The organism is Micromonospora pallida (assembly GCF_900090325.1).
GTDB classification, from domain to species: Bacteria; Actinomycetota; Actinomycetes; order Mycobacteriales; family Micromonosporaceae; genus Micromonospora; species Micromonospora pallida.
In genome coordinates, this window is record NZ_FMHW01000002.1 from 4,016,274 (window position 1) to 4,035,801 (window position 19,528).

Sequence of the window (19,528 nt, forward strand, 5' to 3'; positions counted from 1 at the left end):
GATACCTTCGGCGTCGCCGTGCGCTGCTGCAACCTGAGGAGGTGAGACCGATCAACGCTGTGACAGGTCGGGACTCCCTCCCCCGCATGGTCTAGGGAGTGCCCGCAGAAGGCATCCCGAAAGGCATGAACCCATGCGCTTCACCTCTGAGACGTCGTCCGACGGCGTCTCCGAACAGCTTTTCACTCTTGGCGAGATTCCCGGCGTGCTGTGGACGCGGCAAGGTGCCACCGGTACTCGTCCTCTCATCCTGATGGGACACGGCGGCGGCCAGCACAAGAAGGCCCCCGGCATCCTGGCGCGGGCGCGCCGCTTCGTGGCCGAGTGCGATTTCGCCGTGGTGGCGGTCGACGTGCCTGGCCATGGCGACCGGCCGAAGGACGAGGAGTACCACCGGATCGCGACCGAGAACCAGGCACGTGTGGAGGCCGGAGCAGAGTTGGCTCCGCTGATCGCGGCCTTCCAGGCGCTCGTGGCCCGCCAGACCGTCCCGGAATGGCAGGCCGTCCTGGACGCGGTCCAGCAACTCGAACACGTCGGCGCCGGCCCGGTGGGCTACTGGGGGGTGTCGTTGGGTTGCGGACTCGGCGTGCCGTTCGTCGCCGCCGAGCCCCGGGTCCGCGCGGCAGTGCTGGGCCTGGGCGGGGCGCTGGCATCGGCCGATGCCGCCACGCGGATCACCGTCCCGGTGGAGTTCCTGTTGCAGTGGGACGACGAGCGGGTGCCACGGGACCAGGGCCTGGCACTGTTCGACGCCCTGGCGTCAGCCGAGAAGACGCTGCACGCCAACCCCGGCAGACACGGAGAGATTCCGGCATTCGAACTGGACAGCAGCCTACGGTTCTTCGTCCGGCACCTCACCTGACACTGTCGGCAGCCAGCCGCCGCGCCGATCGGGGTCGCTTCCCGATCGGCGCGGCCAGGTCAACCCGTCGCTTGCGGCATCCGGGCGGGTTGCATCAGCCGGAGCAGTTGTTGCTGGTCTGCTTGACCGTGTACTCCCGGTCGTCGTGGGTGATGCCCGACGGGGCACCGTCGAAGTACGTCTCGACCTTCTCCCAGCCTCGGCGCTGCTCGTAGTGCAGGTGCGGGGCACCGGAGTTGCCGGTGCTGCCCAGCTTGCCGATCTGCTGGCCCTGCTCGACCCGCTGACCGACCTCGACCATGGGCGGCTCGAGCAGGTGGAGGTACTGCGTCTCCCACCGGCCGCCGTGGTCGATCTTCACCCAGTAACCACCACCCCGGCCGCGCGGGCCGTCCGGGTTCTCCGGGGTACGACCACCGATCGACCCGTTGACGCCGGCCACGGTGACCGTGCCACCGTAGGACGCGAGCACCGGCCTGCCCCACGCCTCCCCCTCTAGCGGGAACAGGTCGACGTCGTAGTCGTCGTGGCCGGGGTAGGTGCCGAGCTGCCACGTCTCGCCGCAGGCGACGGGGAGTTGGAACAGCGGTCGCGGCCCCGGTGGAAGCAACAACGGCACCACGACCACCGCAACGGCGACGATCAGCGCGACCGCCCCGAGGGCGAGGAGGACGAGAAGGGCGCGGCCCCGGCGGGCGCGGTGGCTACGCGGTCGGGGGTGCTGGCCGGTCGTCACGGCTCCGAGGATGGCAGACGCCGCCAAGGCGTGCTGCCCCGGCACGACATTCGGTACGGGGCATCGTCACGCGCCAGATCTTGGACAGTTACCGTTCAGCGAGGACGGTAACTGTCCAAGATTCGGCTCGCGTCCTGGGCGAACTGGTCGGGGACGCAGGGCACGAGGCTCAACTCCGTCCGCTGTGGCACAGCGTCGACGGGCCGTCGGGGACGCTGTCCCGGTACGTCTCCGAGTCCAGGACCGGCGCGTACCCCAGGTCGCGGCGGGCAGCGTCGAGGTCGAAGAGCGCCTCAGTGTTCGCCGAGGTGATCGTGTACGCCCCGAAGCGGACGTCCGCCCGCAGCGCGCGGCGTACCGCCTGGCCCAGGTCGGCCGGGCCGAGCCAGGTGTCGAACCAGCCGTGCGTCGGCGGCGCCGGACGGCACCCGCCGAGGCGCAGGCAGACCACTGAGAACGCGCCGTCGTCGGCGTACACCCGGGCGGCGGCCTCGCCGAAGACCTTGGTCGCGCCGTAGCCGCAGCACGGGTGGGGCGGCCACGAGTCGCGGATCGGACCGGGCTCGGGTCGGGCGCTCGGTGGGAGGTAGCCGCCGAGCGCGTGGACGGAGCTGGCGAGCACCATCCGGCGTACGCCCGCCTTGGCCGCTGCCACCAGGACCCCGGTCAGCACCTCGATGTTGGGGCCGCGCAGCGTGTCCCAGTCCTTCCCCGGCCGCGGGTTCCCGGCCAGGTGCACGACCGCGTCCATCCCGGCGCAGACCTGCTCGGCGAACCCCGGGTCGGCGAGGTCACCGCACACCACCTCGACCCGCCTGGCGCGCGGAGCGCCGGCCCCACCCGGAACGGGCCCGCCCGCGACTCCGTCCGCAGTCGCCGCGCCGAAGGGATCAGGAGCGCGCAGGTCGGTCAACCGCAGCTCGTGGTCTGCGGCGAGTTCCGGCACGAGCAGCGTGCCGACCCCGCCGGCCGCGCCGGTGATGAGTACTCGCATTCGGGTCACCAGTTCGTGAAGGAGCCGTCGCGGCGGTGGTAGACCGGCAGCGGATCCGGCCCGCGCTGGTCGAGCCGGCGAGCGGCGGCGAGGTCGAGTTCGATGCCGAGGCCGGGGCGCTCCGCCGGTCGTACGCGACCGGGGGCCAGCTCGGGTCCGGCGGTCACCACGGGCGAGGGCGGGAACTCGGACCAGGGCTGTTCCTGGACGGAGACGTTCGGCAGGACCAGGTTCAGGTGTGCCGAGGCGGCGGCGGTGACCGCGCCGAGCGGATTGTGCACGGCCAGATTGATGTGGTGCGTCTCGGCCAGCGCGGCGATCTTGCGAGCTTCGGTGAGGCCCGTGTTGGCCACGTCGACCCGGGCGTGGTCGATCAGCTCACCCTCGATCAGTGGCCGGAACTCCCACTTCGTACCGAGCTGCTCGCCCGCCGCGAGCGGGACCGAGGTGCGCTGGCGCAGCGTCCGATAGCCGTCGAGGTGTTCGCTGCGCAGCGGGTCCTCGACGAAGTACGGCCGCAGCGGCTCCAACTCCCGGCAGAGCGTCACCGCCTGCGGGGGTTCCAGCCGGGTGTGCACGTCGAGCAGCAGTTCGACGTCGTCGCCCAACGTAGCGCGGAGCCGTTCCATGGTGGCGACGGTGTTCCGGAGGGCGCGGCGCTGGTCGTACTCGCCGTCGGGGTCCGGGCTGTTCGCCGGCACCCGCAGGAACCGCCAGCCGGCCGCCACCAGCCGCTCGGCCTCGGCCACCATGGCTTCCGGTTCCCGGGCGGCGACGTGGACGTAGCTTTCCACGTAGTCCCGGGAGGCGCCGCCGAACAGCTGGTAGAGCGGGACGCCGAGCGTCTTGCCGCGCAGGTCCCAGAGCGCCACGTCGATCGCGGCGAGCACGGAGGCGAGCACGCCGGTCGCCGGGAAGAAGCCCGAGCGGGCGAGCACCTGCCCGTGGTGTTCGATCCGGCCCGGGTCGGCCCCCACCAGTTGCTCGGCGAAGTCCTCCACCGCGCCCCGGACGGCCCGCCAGCGGGACCGCATGCCGACCTCGCCCACGCCGTACTCGCCGGAGTCGGTGTGCACGAGCACCAGCAGCATGGCGCTGCTGCCCTGCGGCACGGTCAGCAGTTCCAGGTCAATGATCTTCACTGCGCCCCCAGGTGTAGGTGGGTCCGGCGTCGACCCCGACCTCGACGGCGAAGATCCGGCCGCTGTCCGGTGCCGCCTGGCGGGTCGCCGCGTCCAGCCCGATCCAGGCCGAGGTCACCACGAGGGTGCCGGCGACGAGGCAGACGGCGGTCGGCCGGGGCACCGGCACCCGTACCTGCGTCAGCAGGGTGCCGTCCGGGGCGAAACGGCGGACGCTCCAGCCGTCCCACATCGCCACCCAGAGGCAGCCCTCGGCGTCGACGCAGAGCCCGTCGGGGGTGGCATCGTCGTACTCCACCAGGGTGCGCGGGTCGTCGACCTCGCCGCTGGCCGGGTCGTAGCGGTAGGCGGTCAGCCGCCGACGCCGGCTGTCCACGTGGTACATCGTCTCGCCCGACGGGTCGAACCCGAGCCCGTTCGCGCACCCGATGTCCGTCAGCACGGTCGCCACCGAGCCGTCCGGTTCCAGCCGGTAGAGCCCGCCGGACCAGGGTTCCGCGCCGCCGAGGATCTGGCTTCCGGCGAGGAACCGGCCGTACGGGTCACAGCTCCCGTCGTTCATTTGGGTCTGCGGCGCGGCGACGTCACCGGTGAGCGCGCGTACCGTGCCGTCGGTGGCGACGTGCCGGAAGCCGCGCCCGGCCGCCACGACCCAGCCCGCGCCGGGGGCCGCGAGCGGTGCCACCGCCCCGGTCGCCGCGCCCACGTCGTACCCGGCGAGCACCTCGATCCGGTCGCCGTCGAACCGTCCCCGCCACAGCCGACCGACGCGGATGTCGACCCAGAGCAGTTCACCGGTATGCGGGTCCAGCCGAGGCCCCTCACCGAGTTCGTAGTGCTCGGCGAGGACCGGCCGGGCGAGCAGCGTTTCAGGACTTGACGGCACCGGCGATTCCCTCGACGAAGGTCCGTTGCAGGAACAGGAAGATCGCGATGATCGGCAGCAGGCTGATCGTCGCCGCGGCGGCCAGGCCGCCCCAGTCGGTGGCCTCCTGCCCGAAGAAGCTGTACATGCCGACACCGAGCGTGCGCAGCTCCGGCCGGCCCAGGGTGAACACCAGCGGGATGAAGAAGGCGTTCCAGGCCGCCATGAAGTTGAACAGCGCCACGGTGCCGATCACCGGCTTGGCCAGCGGCAGCATGATCCGGAAGAAGATGCGCGGGTAACCGGCGCCGTCCATCCGGGCCGCGTCCTCCAGTTCCTGCGGCATGCCGGCGAAGTACCCCATGAAGAGCAGGATGGGTACGACGTGCGCCGGCCCGGCGGTGGCCAGCACCGCGCCGAGCAGACCGTTGCTCAGCCCGAGCCCGTCGACCAGCTTGAAGATCGGGATGATCGTGTAGCCGTGCGGGATGAACATGGTGGCGACGAGCAGTCCGACGATCACCTTCTTGCCGGGCAGGCGGCCCCGGCCGAGGGCGTACCCGGAGGTGGCGGAGACCAGCAGGACGATGGCCACGACGGTGACGGAGAAGACCACCGTGTTGGACAGGTAGGTGCCGAAGTGCGCGGTGTCCCAGGCCCGGACGAAGTTGTCGAGGTTCCACTCCTCGGGCAGCACCGAGAGCCCGCCGAGGAAGACCTCCCGCTCCGACTTGAAGGACGTGGAGACCATCCAGACGAACGGATAGATCCAGACCAGGCAGAGCGGGATCAGCAGCAGGTGCCAGAGGTGCAGCCGGCGCATCAGTGACTCCCCTTCAGGTACTGCCGGCGCAGCAGCGGTGCCTGCAGTGCGGTCATCAGCAGCGTGATCAACCCGAAGACGACACCGGCGGCACAGGCGAAGCCGTAGCGGGGCGCGTTCAGCTCGGGGTTGAAGGCGTACCGGTAGATGTAGGTGGCGACCACGTCGGTGGCGTAGTTGGGGCCGCCCTGCGTCATCGCCTGCACCAGGTCGAACGGGTTCATGCTCTTCTGGAAGGTGAGCAGCAGGATCACCACGCCGATCGGGGCGATCACCGGGAGCGTGACGTTCCACAGCGTCTGCCGGCCGTTCGCCCCGTCGATCTTCGCGGCCTCGTACAGGTCCTCGGGAACGGTCTGCAGCGCGGCGAGCCAGTAGATGAGCGTGATGCCGAAGCCCTTCCAGACGTCGACCGCCATGACCGTCGGCAGGGCGTACGACTCGGAGAGGAAGCTCACCGGTGTGTCGACGAGCCCGACCGAGCGCATCAGCTCGTTGACGAACCCGCCGGCCGGGTCCAGCAGGACCGCGATGACGATGCCGACCACCGCGGTGGTGGTCACGACCGGCAGGAAGAGCAGGAGCCGGTAGAGGTTGCGCCCGCGCAGCTTCCGGCTGTTGAGCAGGATCGCCACGAGCAGCGCCAGCGGCATCTCGACGCAGATCGCGACCAGGGAGAAGAAGAAGGAGTTCCGGAACGAGTGCCAGAACTTCTCGCTGCCCAGCACCTCGGTGAAGTTGGCGAAGCCGACGAACTCGGTCGCCGGGCCCACCCCGTCCCAGTTGAAGAACGAGTACCACCAGCTCGCGACCATCGGCCAGAGCGTGAAGGCCACGAAGAGCAGCAGCATCGGGGCGAGGAAGACGTACTGCCAGGCGTACTGGCGCAGCTTGCCGGGACGGCGGCGCCGGGCGGCGGTGGGAGCCGGCCGGGGTGGCGCCGCCGAGTCGGCGGCGCCACCCGGGACGACGGTGGGGACGCTGGTCACTTCTGGCCCGGGTTGAACGGCTGCAGCGGGTCCCAACCGGGGAAGGTGAGGTCAGCGCGCGAGGCCTGCACCCCCTTGGCCGACAGGGCCTTGACCTGCTCGTCGATGAAGGCCTCGAGCTGGCCGTTGAGGGTCGTGACGGCCGAGCCGGCGAAGGGCTGGTTGCGCAGGATGGCCGGCAGGGCGATCTCGGACCACTGCAGGTCCTGCTTGCCGCGGATGGCCGACAGGAGTTGCGCGCCGCCGGGGCTGGCGAGCGTCGGGTTGGGAACGAGCCGGACGGTCTCCGCGGCGACGTCCATGATCGCCTTCTGGTCCGGGTTGCCCGCAGCCTTGTCCTGCCAGGCGCTCTCCAGAGCGGTCAGGGTGCCGAACTTCTCGTAGTACGCCCGGTGGAACTCCTTCGAGGCGAGGAAGTCCATCACCTTCCACGCCTGCTCCGGGTGCTTGCTCTGCGCCGACATCGACCAGAGCGGGCTGAAGCTGGCCGTCTGCCCCGAGTAGCCGCCGCGCCCGGCCGCCGGCACGGGCACGGCCGCGATGCTCATGTCGAGCTGCGGGTTCAGCTTGCGGACCTCGTTGATCTGGAACGGAGCGGCGAGGAACATCGCCAGCTCGCCCTTGGCGAACGCCGTGTGCACCCGGCCCGCGTCTGTCCAGGTCTCCCAGCCCGGGGTCATGATCTTCGCCGCGTGCATCCGGCGGAGCAGGTCGACCGCCGCGGCGAGCGACGGGTTGGTGATCGCCGCCTTGCCGGTGCGCAGGTCGATGCCGTTGTCGATCGAGGACGGTCCGGCGGTGTGCTGGAACATGCGGGCCAGGTTGCTCTTGCTCCACAGGCCGGCGAAGCCGAACGTCTTGCCCCCGCCGGCCCGGGTGATGGCGGCGGCGGCCTGCTCCATTTCCTCCCAGGTCTTCGGGACGGCGCTGACGCCACCGACCTTCGCGGCGGTGTTGTTCATCAGGAGGAACCGCACCACGGACCACTTGCCCCAGACCAGCGGCAGCGAGTAGAGCTTGCCGTCGCGGTGCAGGCCCGAGGTGGCCGGGTCGAGGGTGCCCTCGGGGAACCGGGCCTTGAACTCGTCGGTGACGTACTGGTCCAGGGGTGCGACCCAGCCCCGCGAGAAGATCCGGTCGAAGCCCTGGTCCTGCGCCCGGAAGACGTCCGGCGCGTTGCCCTGCTGGAAGCTGAGTTCGATGGCGTTGATCTGCTGGTCGGTCGGGTTCTCGATGACCTGGACCTTGATGCCGGGGTTCTCCTTCTCGAACAGGTCGAACTGTTCGCGGTAGAACTGGGAGGCACCGGTGGGGTCGGGAACCAGCATGACCTTGATCGTCACGGTGTCCCCACTGGACTCGTCGCCACCGCCGACCAGGTTGCATGCGGTGGTCAACCCGCCCGCCGCGGTCGCGGCAGCCCCCACACCCAGGATCCGCAGCAGGGACCGGCGGGTGAGTTCAGCTTGCTTCATGTCCTACTCCTGTTCGATCACCGGTGGCGGAGCCGATCGGCCAACCATGACGTGGCTTCGGTCTGTGTTTCGTCGCGGTGAAGAGCGTGTTGAGGACAGTAGCTTCACCGACCACCTTGTGCAATAGCCATCCGCCATGTGGGTTGGTTACGCATAGCTGTCATGGATTGGCCCGGTGTGGCGAGGCGCCGACGATCCGGCCAGCGCCTCGCCGACGAACCGGATCTGTTCGACCCGCTGCCGGACGGCCCCACCCTCGTGCCCGTTGTACGGCCACACCCGGATGTCCCTGGGTCCGGCGTAGTGGTTGTAGGCGGCGAAGACCGTCGAGGGTGGACAGACGGCGTCCCGGAGCCCCACCGAGAAGAGCGCCGGGGCGGTGGCGTGCGCGGCGAAGTTGACCCCGTCGAAGTAGCTCAGCGTCTGGAAGACCCGCTCCTCGGCGTCCCGGTGGACGGAGAGATAGGTGGTCAGTTCCGAGTAGGGCGCGGCGCCGGTGGCCTCGGTGGCCCGCCGATAGTGGCAGAGGAACGGCACGTTGGCGACGACCGCGGCGAGCCCCTCGACGAGCCCCGCGGCGGCGAGCGCGATCCCGCCACCCTGGCTGCCGCCGGCCACCACCACCCGGTCCGGATCGACCAGTGGGTGCTCGCGGACGGTCTCGACGGCGCGCACCGCGTCGGTGAAGACCCGCCGGTAGTAGTACCCGTCCCGGTCGGCGATCCCCCTGGTCAGGAAGCCGGTGACGGCCGGCCCGCCGACCGGCGCCGGGTCCGGTGTGTCGCCGGCCAGGGAGCCGTTGGAGCCCTGGCCACGGGTGTCCATCACGAGGTGGGCGTACCCGGCGGCGCTCCAGTGCAGCCAGTCCAGCGGGAGGCTGCGGCCGCCGCCGTAGCCGATGAACTCGACGACGCAGGGCAGCGGCCCGGTGGCGCCGCGCGGGGTCAGGAACCAGCCGCGCACCGGGTGGCCGCCGAATCCGGCGAAGGTGACGTCCCAGCACTCGACGGTGACCAGACCCGCGTCGTACGGCTGGAAACGCGCCGGGAACGCCTGGGATCGGGCCTGGTCGAGGGTGTTCCGCCAGTAGGCCCGGAAGTCGTCCGGCTCGTTCCGGTCGGGTCGGTACTCCCGCAGGCGGTCCAGCGGCCAGTCAACAAGCATGCATACCACTCCCAACAGAGACCCTTGACACAGGTATCAATTGCATCAACGATCCATTTCATGGATGTGAAGCCCACCCTACCGAGGCGACATCGCTCACCGCTCACCCTCTTCCTCGCCCTCGCGGCGATGGTGCTGCCCTTCGGGACGGCGGCCGTCGCGGCACCGGCCACCCAGGACCAGGCACCGTTCGCCGCCCCGCTGCGCGAGACGGACAAGCCCGACCTGCGGATTCGGCAGGTGGCCACCATCGAGGGCGACCACCACCAGATGATCTTCCACCACGCCACCTGGCAGGGCGGCCAGACCTACCTGCGCGACATCCGGGTCCGCAGCGGCAACAGCTGGCTCCCCGTCACCGACACGACGCACCGCTTCGACGAGCAGTGGCTCGTGCTCAGCGGCGAGAACGGCACGCCGACCGACTACTACAGCTCGATGAACCCGGCCTGGGTCGGCTTCACCGGACTCCGCACCGTCGACGGTCGTACCGTCGAGCTGACCACCGGGGCGCCCGGGGCGTACGAGATGACCGTCCGCTGGTCGGTCGCGGGCGACAACCCCGAGGCGTCCTGGACGCTGACCGCCCGCCGCGCTGACAACTTCGTCGTCGGCTACCAGTCGCTCGACGTCACCTCCTTCGGTGACGTCGACGAGGTGCTCTGCGGCAGCCGCCAGCACGCCCGGGTCATCTACGGCGCCGAGGCGCTCAGCGCCTGGGAGCTGATGACCCCGGCGTGCCTGATGGAACGCACCGTCGCGGGCCAGCAGGTGACCAGCGGGGTCTACGCGCCCGCCGAGGTGATCCCCTTCGAGCACCAGCGCGACGCCGGCGCGGACGGGCAGCCGTTCGGAATGAGCCTGCGTAACGAGAACGGCGGCATCCAGCCGGTCGCCTTCGCGCCGCAGGTCGGCCGGCTCTCGCCGCTGCAGACCGGACAGCAGCACAAGTTCGCGTTCGGCGTCTACGCCCAGCCCACGAAGATGTACCAGGCGTACACGGACCTGAGCCGGGACGAGTACGACTACAGCGCGTACCGGCAGAACATCTACGACACCTCGCTCACCGAGACGGTGCACAACCTGGTCGACCTCACCATGAAGGACACCGAGGCCGACGACAGCGAGACGTACCAGCGTTCGCTGTCGGGCTGGTGGGACCGGGCGAAGGGCTTCGTGGACACCGAGAACGACCGTGCGGTGCGTACCGCCACCAGCGGTGTCCTGCTCGGCGCCTACTACCTCACCGGGGACCGGGACCTCTACGACAAGCGGGCCCGGCCGTCCCTGGAGTACCAGGTGTCGCGGAACAACATCGGGTGGACCCCGATCAAGGAGAACCCGGTCTACGGCGACACCAACGCCTGGCGCATGGGCAGCATCTCCGGGGACGCCTCCACCCTCGTCCCGCTCTACGAGCAGACCCGGGGCCAGGTGGCCGGCCTGCACGAGCTGGCCCTGAAGTCGATCGAGGACCGGGTCCGCAAGGACAGCCGGACGCCGGTCAGCACCCCGCTCGCGGCGTGGCGGCTCACCGGTAACCCGGCGTACCTGGCCGAGGCGAAGGCCGAGGCGGACCGCTACATCACCGCCCAGATCGACCCGGCGTACACGACGAACATCGCCGAGAACGGCTTCCAGTTCAACTACTCCAAGGGCTGGATCGAGCTGCTGGAGCTGTACGAGGAGACCGGCGACAAGCGTTACCTGAACGCCGCCTACACCGAGGCGAAGCGGTTCGTCACCCAGACGATGGTGCGCCCGGTGCCCGAGGGCAACATCACCGTCAACGGCGACGGCTGGATCGACGCGCAGGTGGACCGCTGGACCCCGCCGGTCACCTACGACTACCCGAAGAAGGACGTGCCGGCCGAGGAGGTCCCGGCCTGGATGGTCTCCACCAACGGCATGACCTTCGAGCAGCTCAGCACCTACAAGATCGCAGCGGGTCGGGAGAACCCCGGCGGCGGTCTGGTGATGAACCCGATCTGGGCGCCGTTCCTACTGCGGCTCTCCGCGCACACCGACGACAAGATGCTCGCCGACGTGGCGCACAACCTCGTCGTCGGCCGCTTCACCAACTACCCCGGCTACTACTACCGGGAGTTCACCGCGGCCCAGATGCGCCCGGACTTCCCGCTGACCGGCCCGGCCGGACTCACCTCCATCTACTACCACCACATCCCGGCGCAGCTCGGCCTGGCCATGGACTACCTGATCTCCGAGCAGACCTTCCGCTCGGACGGCAGGATCAGCTTCCCGTCCGTGTTCGAGACCAACTACGTCTACTTCAAGTACCACGTCTACGGGCACCAGCCCGGCGAGTTCTACGGTGAGGACGGCGTCTGGCCGTACCTGCCGAAGGGCATCGTCGACGTCGAGGACCCGCAGCTCAACTGGGTCACCGGGCACGGCAACAAGAGCCTCTACGTCAGCCTGACCAACGAGGCGACGAAGGACTCGCGCAGCGTCGTGCGCTTCGACCCGAAGGTCAGCGGGGTGCAGCCGAACCGGGCGTACAAGGTCGAGGTGATCCGCGACAACGGCGCCCGGACCGTCACCACGATGCGTGGCGGCGTCCTGCCGGTCACCGTCTCCGAGCGGGGCATCACCGCGCTGGTCGTCCGCGACGTGGCGGTGCCGAACGTGGGCCACCAGGTCGGCGGCGAGCAGGCCGACACCGGGTCGGAGAGCTACCACTTCGACGACGCGAGCCCGATCGGGACCGCCCGGGGAATGCTGCTGACCCGGCCGGACGGCAGCGGCTTCGACGCCTACCTCCAGGCGGCCACCGAGGCGCCGGCGACGCTGCACTGGTCGACCGACGGGGGCGCCACCTGGAAGAAGCAGGAGGACCGGATCTACCCGAACGAGTGGACGATCCCGGTCGAGGACCTCGGCACGTCGTTCCGGTACCGGATCAGCACCGAGGAGGCGCAGACCAGCGACGCGACCCTGCGCCTGCCGCCAGCGGTAACCGGCCACTGCCCGGCGGGAACGACCGTCTGCGGTGCGACCACCCCCGCCTCGCCGGACACCACGCCCGGTGACACCGTGGGGCTCGCGGTGACCGTCCGTAACGACGGTGCTGCTGCCCTCGCCGACCCGACGGTCGCGCTGGACCTCCCGGCGGGCTGGACGGCCCGACCGGAGGGCACCCAGCCGTCCACCGTGCCGGCCAAGAGCACGGCCACCTGGCAGTACAAGGTGACCGTCGCGGCCGACGCCGCCGGCGGCCCGGTGGCGCTCAAGGGCACGGCGAAGTGGACCGGTGGCGAGGTGGCGCTGACCGCCGGCCGGCTCATCGTCCGTCCGCCGACCCGGCTGAGCTCCCTGGTCGCGGCACCGGCGGAACTCGCCAAGCCGGGTGACTCGACCACGGTCACCGCCAGCGTGCTCAACGTCGGCCCGGCCGCCGCCCGGGGCACTCTCCGCCTGACGCCGCCCGCCGGGTGGACGATCAGCCCGGCGAGCGCCGAGTACGAGGTGGGCGCCCGTGGAGAACGCGCGTACACCTTCACCCTCACCGCGCCGGCCAACGCCCAACGCGACCAGACGTACCGGGTGACGGCGGCGCTCGACGGTGGCGCCGAGACCACGGCGCAGGTCCGGATCGCCAGCCAGGACATCATCATCACCACGCAGGACATCCGGCCCCGGTACACGGAGACCGGTGAGTGGCTCGCCAGCGGCCTCCCCGGATTCAACGGCACCCAGTCGCGCTACAGCGCGGAGGGCAAGCTCGGCAGCACCGCGACCTGGCGGCCGGTCGTGCCGGCGGCCACGTGGTACGAGGTCGCCGTCTGGTACCCGTCGAACGCTGACACCACCCGGGAGGCCGAGTACGTGGTGCGGCACCGCGACGGGGAGACCTCGATCCAGGTCGACCAGCAGCAGGACCCACGCACCTGGCGGGTTCTCGGGACCTTCCCGTTCACCGCCGGTGAGGACGGCTACGTCCGGATCAACGTCGACGACCCGGCCTTCCACCGGGTCAGCGCCGCCCGGTTCCGGCCGGTGGATCCGTCGACGGTGCAGCCCCGGATCAGCGGGCTGACCGCCGACCCGGTGGCCGCCCCGGGGGGCAGCAGCACGGTGAAGGCGACCGTCACGGCGACCGCCCTGGCGGGGGCGAACGGCAACGCCGCCCTCGGCCTGCCGGAGGGGTGGACCAGCACACCGGCGTCCGTCCCGGTCGCGCTGTCCCCGAACGCCAGCCAGGAGGTGAGCTTCACGATCACGGCTCCAGCCGGAGCCACGGTCGGCAAGCTGCACGAGGTGGCCCTGCACGCGGTCGGGACGGTCGGGCGGACGGCGGTACCTGTCGGGACGCCGGACCCGGCGGCGGCGGTCGTCGTCGACAACGGGCAGGACGGCTACACCGAGACGGGTGGCTGGACCGCCAGCACGCTCAAGGGGTACGCCGACAGCACCACCCGGGTCGCCGGTGGTGTCACGGGTGCGGTGGCGACCTGGCAGCCGACGCTGTCGGCGGCTGGCGCCTACCAGGTGAGTGTGTGGTATCCGACGAACTCCACCACCACCGCGGCCACCTACCGGGTGGCGCACACCACCGGCACCGACATCCGGACGGTCGACCAGACCAGGGACGCCGGGCAGTGGCGGGTGCTGGGCACCTGGCACCTCGACCCGGCAACCGCCGCGGTGAGCCTGTCGGCGCAGCAACTCGGCCACCATCGGTCCGACGCCGTCCGGTTCGAGCCGGTCGTCCCGGCCGGCGCACCGGGCAGCTGACCAGCGGTGCGGGTCGCCGGTCGGCACAGCCGGCGACCCGCACCACTACGCGATGTATGATCCGTAATCTGGATTACTCTCCTACGCTTTGAGGGATGGGCAGAATGCCACGCTCCACCACCCGTGAAGTCGGCGGCGGCACGCAGAGCGTCGAGCGCGCGCTGTCGTTGCTGTGTGCGTTCACCGAGGAGCACCCCGAGCGACGCGTCTCCGAGCTGGTCCAGCTCACCGGGCTGGGCCAGTCGACGGTCTCCCGGCTGGTCGGGACGCTGGAGGCGCTCGGCTTCGTCACCCACGACCAGCGCAGCGGGCTCTACCGGATCGGACCGACCGTGGTGGGGCTGGCGGGTATCGCCCTCAACCAGTCGGCGGCGCACCGTCAGTCCCGACAGATCGCCCAGGATCTCGCCTGCGACCTGGGTCTCGGCGCGAACATCGCCGAACGCCACGGCACCGAGCTGTTCTACCTCTGCAACTTCGAGGGTCGGCTCGCCCCCCGCTCGTTCACCCTGGTCGGTCGACGGGGTCCGCTGCACGCCACCGCCCTCGGCAAGGCGCTCATGTCGGACCTGACCGCCGAGGAGATCGAGGCGCTGATCGGCACGCAGTACCCGGCGTACACCCCGAAGACCGTCGCCGACCTCGACGGACTGCTCGCCGCGATCGCCGAGGGACGGCAGCGCGGCTACGCCACCGAACTGGAGGAGCTGGCCTTCGGCCGGGCCTGCCTGGCCGCGCCGGTGCGGGACCGCTCGGGCAAGGTCGTGGCGGCCCTGTCGGTCTCCGGTCCGCTCTCCGCGATGGATCTACCCCGACGCCAGGACGAGTTGGCCATGAAGCTCATCGAGCAGGCCGACCAGATCTCCACCGGCCTCGGCTACCACGCCAGCGCCACCCCGCTCAGCTCGGTGGGCTGACCCGGGACCGTCCGTCGGTCGTCGCGCGGGGGCGAATGCCGGCGGACGGTCTCACCCGGACCGGTCGCGGCCGACGGTGACCTCGGTGCGCGTCTCGTCTCACCCGGACCGGTCGCGGTTGGCTGGCGGACGCGTCGGCAGCGCGGCGAAGCCCCGCGCGGCGACCAGGGCGACCAGCGCCGCCGGGGCACTCGGCAGGAAGAACGGAATGGTGACCGGTACGGCGGCAACCATCGCCAGGACCAGCAGCGGCACCGTCACGCCGAGGCCGAGCGTCCACAGCGGAGCACGCGCGGCGGCGACCGCCGCGAGCCGCCAGGCGGTGGTGACCGGCACGTCGAAGTGCGCCAGCACCGGGGGCAGGTACGCCAGGACCGTCAGATAGCCCAGGCCGAGCACGGCGACCGCAGCGGCCAGCGGAGTGCCCCGCGCGGCGAGCAGGTAGAACGCGAACACCCACACGGTCAGCAGCGGCAGGCCCAGGCTGAGCTGCGACCGGCCGAACTCCGCCCGCCAGTGCCGCCAGAAGTCGTGCCACATTCGGGGGTGCCCGCCGCGTTGGTAGTCCCGCAACAGCGCGAAGAGCGCCACGGTGGCCGGCGACAGGCCGGCGACCACGCCGCCGGCGAGCACCCCGGCCAGCCACAACAGGTTCAGGCCGGCCAGCCGCGGCGGCCAGTCGAGCAGCCGGTAGAGGCGCGCGTACCGGCCGCCGACCGGCGACTCCGAATCGATCACGGAGCCAACTCTGCCAGCCGCTGCCGCAGGTCGGCCCGGACGAAGGCGGCGGGTGACGCGATCGACAGCCCGCCGTCGACCGGCAGCACCACTCCGGTGATGCCGCTGGCGGCGTCGGAGGCGAGGAAGTGCACCGCCCCGGCGACCTCCTCCGGGCGCAGGGTCCGCCCGATCGGGTAACCCCCGGCGGCGTCGGGCAGTTGTTCGGCGCCGACGATGCCCGGCGCCACCGCGTTGACCCGGATCCCCCGCGCGCCGTAGTCCAACGCGACCTGGCGTACCAGGGCCTCCACCGCGCCCTTCGCGGCGGCGTAGGCGGCCACCCAGGGGGCGGCCAGGAACGCGTTCACCGAGGAGACGGCGACGACCGACCCGCCGGCCGGCAGCAGCGGCAACGCCGCGCGCAGCGGGAAGAAGAGCGTGTCCAGGCAGCCGCTCAGGGCGGCGTGCCACTGCTCGTCGGTGGTGCGGTGGGCCGGCGCGATCGGCATCCGCCCGGCGGCGGCGACCAGTACGTCCAGCCCACCCAGCCGCTCCCGCGCCGCCTCGACGGCGACGGCGGCCCCGTCACCGGTGGCGCAGTCGCCGGTGAGGTCGGCGACCAGGCTCGGCTCGTTCGCCGGTTCCAGGCCGTAGCCGACGACCTGGTCACCGGCGGCGGCGAAGCGGGCCGCGATGGCCCGGCCGATCGGGGTGGACGCGCCGACCAGCAGCACCCGCCTCACGACGAACTCCACTGGCTGTAGCGGGCGACCGCCTCGGCGTCCACCGAGACCCCCAGCCCGGGGCCGGTGGGCAGCGGGATCGCGGTCGGCGTCGGCTCGATCGGCACGGTGAGGATGTCGTTGACCCGGTCGAAGAGGGTCGGGTGCCACTCGAAGGCGACCAGGTTCGCGCAGGCGGCGGCGACGTGCAGACCGGCGGCGAGGGCCAGCCCGAGCCCGGCCGAGTGGTGCGGGGCCACCCCCAGGTGGTGGGTCTCGGCGTACTGCGCGATGGCCAGTCCCTCGGTGATGCCGGTCCGTCCGATGTCCGGTTGCAGCAGGCCGGCGGCCCGGGCCTCGACGAACGGCCGGAACTCCCAGCGGTGCCGCAGGCTCTCCCCCAGCGCCACCGGCAGGTCGATGCGCGCGGCCAGGTCGGCGTGGCCGGCGACGTCCTCGAAGGCCAGCGGCATCTCCAGGAACCAGGCGTCCCGGTCGGCCATGCCCCGTCCGAGCCGCACCGCGTCGGCCAGGCCGTAGACACCGTGGACGTCCACGGCGACCTGGAGGTCGGGGTGGACCTCGCGCAGCGCGGTCACGGTCGCCAGGTCGGCGTCGACGCCGTGCCCGAGACCCAGCTTGACCCGCCGGACCCCCTGCGCGACCCAGTCCCGGGCCTGCGCGACCCGGTCGGCGTCGGTCCGGCCGGGCAGCCCGGAGACGTACGTCGGGACCACGTCGTGGAACGCGCCGCCGAGCAGTTCGGCGACCGGAAGACCGGCGAGCTTGCCGGCGAGGTCCCACAGCGCGATGTCCACGGCGGCGATCGCGTCGGCCTGGTGGCCGCCGAGGTGCCCCCGTTCGCGCATCAGCTCGCCGAGTTGGTGGCGCAGTGGACGTACCCGGCGGGGGTCCGCGCCGATCAGCACCGGGGTCAGGAGCCGGCGGACGATCTCGCCGGGCACCTCGGGGGCCACCGGGGCGAGGGCCTCCCCCCAGCCGGTCGTGCCGTCGTCCGCGGTCAGTCGGACCACCAGGGTCTCCCGCTGGTTGCCGTAGACGCTCGGCCAGGGCGGTTGCCTCGTGTACTCGCGGGGCGCGCCGTCGGGACGGCCCAGTGCCAGGGGGTAGACGTCCACCGAAACGATCTTCGCCATGTCGGTCAGCCTCTCACGGTCGCCAGGTCGGCAGCGGGGCGTGTCGCAGGATCACGTCGAGCGCGGCGCGGGTGCCGGCGTCCAGCGGTACGGCGGGATCACGGACGAACGCGGAGTCGATGATGCCCCGGCGCACCAGCACTTCCTTGTGCACCGCCCAGGCCAGGCGGGCCTGCATGCCGAACCGGATCAGCGGCAGCAGCCGGTTGAACCCGGCGTGGGCCGCCTCCTCCCGGCCGGCCCGCCAGTCAGCCAGGACCGGTGCGAGCAGGTCGGTGAACTCGCAGGCCGGCATCGTGCCGACGGCGCCCCGGGCGTACTCCTCGAGCACGAAGAAGGCGTTCTGCCCGCCGAGCACGTCGAACTCGCCGTCGATGGCGGTCACCACCTCCCCCACCTTGGGCGCGGTGGGCTGGGTCTCCACCTTGACCGACTCGACGCCGGGCAGCTTGCTCAGCTCCACGATCAGCGGGACGGGCATCGCCACGCCGGTCGCCGCCGGCGCGTCCTGCACCATCACGTGCAGTCCGCTCGCCTCGGCGACGGTGGCGTAGAAGTCGACGAGTTGCCCGCCCGCCGGCTTGGCCAGGTACGGCGGCAGGACCATCAGGGCGTCCGCGCCCCCGTCCCGCGCGGCGAGCGCGAGTTCCACGGCGGTGGCCGCGCTGGTGCCGTTGATCCCGGCGACCAGCGGCACGTCCGGGCCGGCGACGGCCCGGGTCTCGGTCAGGATCGTGGCCCGCTCGGCAGCGGTGAGCGCGAACCCCTCGCTGGCCATGCCGAAGACGGCGAGCCCGTCCACCCCGGCGGCGAGCTGGAACTCCACCAGCCGGCGCAGGCTGGGTACGTCCAGCGCGCCGGTGTCGTCGAACGGGGTGGCGAGGATGGGGACCAGTCCGCGTACGCGGGCCCGGGGTTCGAGGGTGCTCAACTTTCCTCCGCGAGGGCACTGACAGTGGCAAGGTCCACCTCGACGCCGAGGCCGGGTCCGGTCGGTACCGGGAAGCCGTCCGGCCCGCCCGGCAGCGGCGCGGTGAGGATCCGCTGCCCGACCTCGGTCGTGGTGGGTTGGTACTCGAAGCAGCTCAGGTTCTCCATGGCGGCGCTGACCTGGAGACCTGCGGCGAGGGCGACACCGAGCCCCACCGAGTGGTGCGGCGCGGCCGGTACGTGGTGCGCGGCGGCCAGGTCGGCGATGCCCATCGCCTCGGTGATGCCGGTACGGGCGACGTCCGGCTGCACCAGGCCGACGGCCCGCTGCCGCAGCCAGGGCAGGAACTCGTACCGGTGGCGCATCGCCTCGCCGACGGCGACCGGCAGGTCCGTCCGGCGGGCGAGATCGGCGTGGCCGGCCAGGTCCTCGGGCGCCAGCGGCGCCTCCAGGAACTCGACCCCGCCGATGGCGGTCAGGCCACGGGCCAACCGGGTCGCGGCGGCCAGGTCGTACGTCCAGTGCGCGTCCACGGCGAACCGCACCTGTGGCGCAGCGGCCCGGACGGCCGCCACGCTGGCCAGGTCCGCCGCCACCCCCTTGCCGAGGTGCAGCTTGATCCGCTCGACGCCCTTCGCCGCCCACTCGGCCGCGAGGGCCGCCCGCCCCGGGTCGTCCCGTTTGGGCAGTCCGGAGACGTACGTCGGGACGTGCTCGCGGTACGCGCCGCCGAGCAGCTCGTACACGGGCAGCCCGGCCAGCCGGCCGACCAGGTCCCAGAGCGCGATGTCGACGGCGGCGAGCGCGTCGCCCTGGTGCCCGCCCAGGTGACCGCGCTCCCGCATCAGATCGCGCAGCCGGGCGCTGAGCATCCGCACCTGGCGCGGGTCGGCCCCGATCAGGGTGGGCGTCAGGAGCCGGCGCACCACCTCGGCGGGGACCTCCGGGGCGACCGGGGCGAGCGCCTCGCCCCAGCCGCTGACGCCCGACTCGGTGGTCAGCCGGACCAGCAGCGTCTCGAAGCGGGGCGAGTAGAGGCTGCGCCACGGGGGTCGCACTTCGTATCCGGTTGGCGGGTCGGCGGAACCGTCGGGGAGGCCGAGGTAGATCTCGGGATTGGGGACCTTGAGGACAAAACAGTCCACTGCCGCGATCCGGGGGAGAGTCATAACCACTCCACTCCTCAACCTTGACTGCCACATTATGGAAGTAGATTCCACACTACGGGTTGCTAGTTCGTCAAACCTTTGATCCGCCCGCAACTTTGGCGTTA

16 protein-coding genes are annotated in these 19,528 nt (G+C 71.5%); 3 read left to right on the plus strand and 13 right to left on the minus strand.

The genetic code is table 11. The annotated features are described in order from the left end of the window. Positions 1-133: 133 nt before the first annotated feature. Positions 134-865 carry a dienelactone hydrolase family protein gene (locus tag GA0074692_RS16260; protein ID WP_091645539.1) on the plus strand — a complete coding sequence of 244 codons (732 nt, stop codon included), beginning with the start codon at positions 134-136 and terminating at the stop codon, positions 863-865. Between the two features lie 94 nt (positions 866-959). On the opposite strand, the gene GA0074692_RS16265 is transcribed toward GA0074692_RS16260, so the two are convergent. The 8 genes from GA0074692_RS16265 to GA0074692_RS16300 all read right to left on the minus strand — a co-directional run bounded on the left by GA0074692_RS16265 (position 960) and on the right by GA0074692_RS16300 (position 9,053). Beyond that, entirely contained in the window at positions 960-1,601 is a 642-nt protein-coding gene (locus tag GA0074692_RS16265; RefSeq protein ID WP_091653572.1) for a M23 family metallopeptidase, read from the minus strand. 169 nt (positions 1,602-1,770) lie between these two features. Next, positions 1,771-2,595, minus strand: coding sequence for an NAD-dependent epimerase/dehydratase family protein (locus GA0074692_RS16270; RefSeq protein WP_091645541.1), 825 nt, complete (start codon positions 2,593-2,595; stop codon positions 1,771-1,773). 5 nt (positions 2,596-2,600) lie between these two features. Then, a complete protein-coding gene (locus tag GA0074692_RS16275) occupies positions 2,601-3,737 on the minus strand; it encodes a mandelate racemase/muconate lactonizing enzyme family protein (RefSeq protein WP_091645544.1) in 1,137 nt (378 codons plus the stop codon). Next, entirely contained in the window at positions 3,724-4,623 is a 900-nt protein-coding gene (locus tag GA0074692_RS16280) for an SMP-30/gluconolactonase/LRE family protein (RefSeq protein ID WP_091645546.1), read from the minus strand. Before GA0074692_RS16280 ends, GA0074692_RS16275 begins: the two co-directional genes overlap by 14 nt. Continuing rightward, complete coding sequence (locus GA0074692_RS16285) at positions 4,607-5,425, minus strand: carbohydrate ABC transporter permease (protein ID WP_091645548.1); 819 nt, start codon at positions 5,423-5,425, stop codon at positions 4,607-4,609. The genes GA0074692_RS16280 and GA0074692_RS16285 overlap by 17 nt, the downstream gene beginning before the upstream one ends. Further along, positions 5,425-6,414 (minus strand): carbohydrate ABC transporter permease, encoded by a 990-nt coding sequence (locus tag GA0074692_RS16290; RefSeq protein WP_218106680.1) that lies wholly within the window; start codon positions 6,412-6,414, stop codon positions 5,425-5,427. Before GA0074692_RS16290 ends, GA0074692_RS16285 begins: the two co-directional genes overlap by 1 nt. Beyond that, on the minus strand, positions 6,411-7,889 hold the full coding sequence (locus GA0074692_RS16295; protein ID WP_091645550.1) for an ABC transporter substrate-binding protein: 1,479 nt from the start codon (positions 7,887-7,889) through the stop codon (positions 6,411-6,413). Before GA0074692_RS16295 ends, GA0074692_RS16290 begins: the two co-directional genes overlap by 4 nt. A gap of 147 nt (positions 7,890-8,036) precedes the next feature. After that, a complete protein-coding gene (locus GA0074692_RS16300; protein ID WP_091645553.1) occupies positions 8,037-9,053 on the minus strand; it encodes an acetylxylan esterase in 1,017 nt (338 codons plus the stop codon). A gap of 60 nt (positions 9,054-9,113) precedes the next feature. Here GA0074692_RS16300 and GA0074692_RS16305 point away from each other — a divergent pair, with 60 nt between their 5' ends. Further along, the gene (locus tag GA0074692_RS16305) at positions 9,114-13,808 is read left to right on the plus strand and encodes a golvesin C-terminal-like domain-containing protein (RefSeq protein WP_091645556.1); all 4,695 of its coding nucleotides are present in this window, start codon (positions 9,114-9,116) and stop codon (positions 13,806-13,808) included. A gap of 95 nt (positions 13,809-13,903) precedes the next feature. After that, a complete protein-coding gene (locus GA0074692_RS16310; RefSeq protein WP_245730332.1) occupies positions 13,904-14,725 on the plus strand; it encodes an IclR family transcriptional regulator in 822 nt (273 codons plus the stop codon). 99 nt (positions 14,726-14,824) lie between these two features. Here the strand turns inward: GA0074692_RS16310 and GA0074692_RS16315 are convergent, their stop codons facing one another. From GA0074692_RS16315 to GA0074692_RS16335, 5 genes are read right to left on the minus strand one after another with little or no spacing between them, the layout of a single operon-like run. Beyond that, entirely contained in the window at positions 14,825-15,463 is a 639-nt protein-coding gene (locus GA0074692_RS16315; RefSeq protein ID WP_091645560.1) for a YesL family protein, read from the minus strand. Further along, the gene (locus GA0074692_RS16320) at positions 15,460-16,188 is read right to left on the minus strand and encodes an SDR family oxidoreductase (protein WP_245730333.1); all 729 of its coding nucleotides are present in this window, start codon (positions 16,186-16,188) and stop codon (positions 15,460-15,462) included. Before GA0074692_RS16320 ends, GA0074692_RS16315 begins: the two co-directional genes overlap by 4 nt. After that, positions 16,185-17,324 carry a mandelate racemase/muconate lactonizing enzyme family protein gene (locus GA0074692_RS16325; RefSeq protein ID WP_091645565.1) on the minus strand — a complete coding sequence of 380 codons (1,140 nt, stop codon included), beginning with the start codon at positions 17,322-17,324 and terminating at the stop codon, positions 16,185-16,187. The genes GA0074692_RS16320 and GA0074692_RS16325 overlap by 4 nt, the downstream gene beginning before the upstream one ends. Positions 17,325-17,337: 13 nt before the next feature. Next, positions 17,338-18,255 (minus strand): dihydrodipicolinate synthase family protein, encoded by a 918-nt coding sequence (locus GA0074692_RS16330; RefSeq protein ID WP_091645568.1) that lies wholly within the window; start codon positions 18,253-18,255, stop codon positions 17,338-17,340. Next, positions 18,252-19,424 (minus strand): mandelate racemase/muconate lactonizing enzyme family protein, encoded by a 1,173-nt coding sequence (locus tag GA0074692_RS16335; RefSeq protein WP_091645571.1) that lies wholly within the window; start codon positions 19,422-19,424, stop codon positions 18,252-18,254. Before GA0074692_RS16335 ends, GA0074692_RS16330 begins: the two co-directional genes overlap by 4 nt. Positions 19,425-19,528 lie beyond the last annotated feature (104 nt).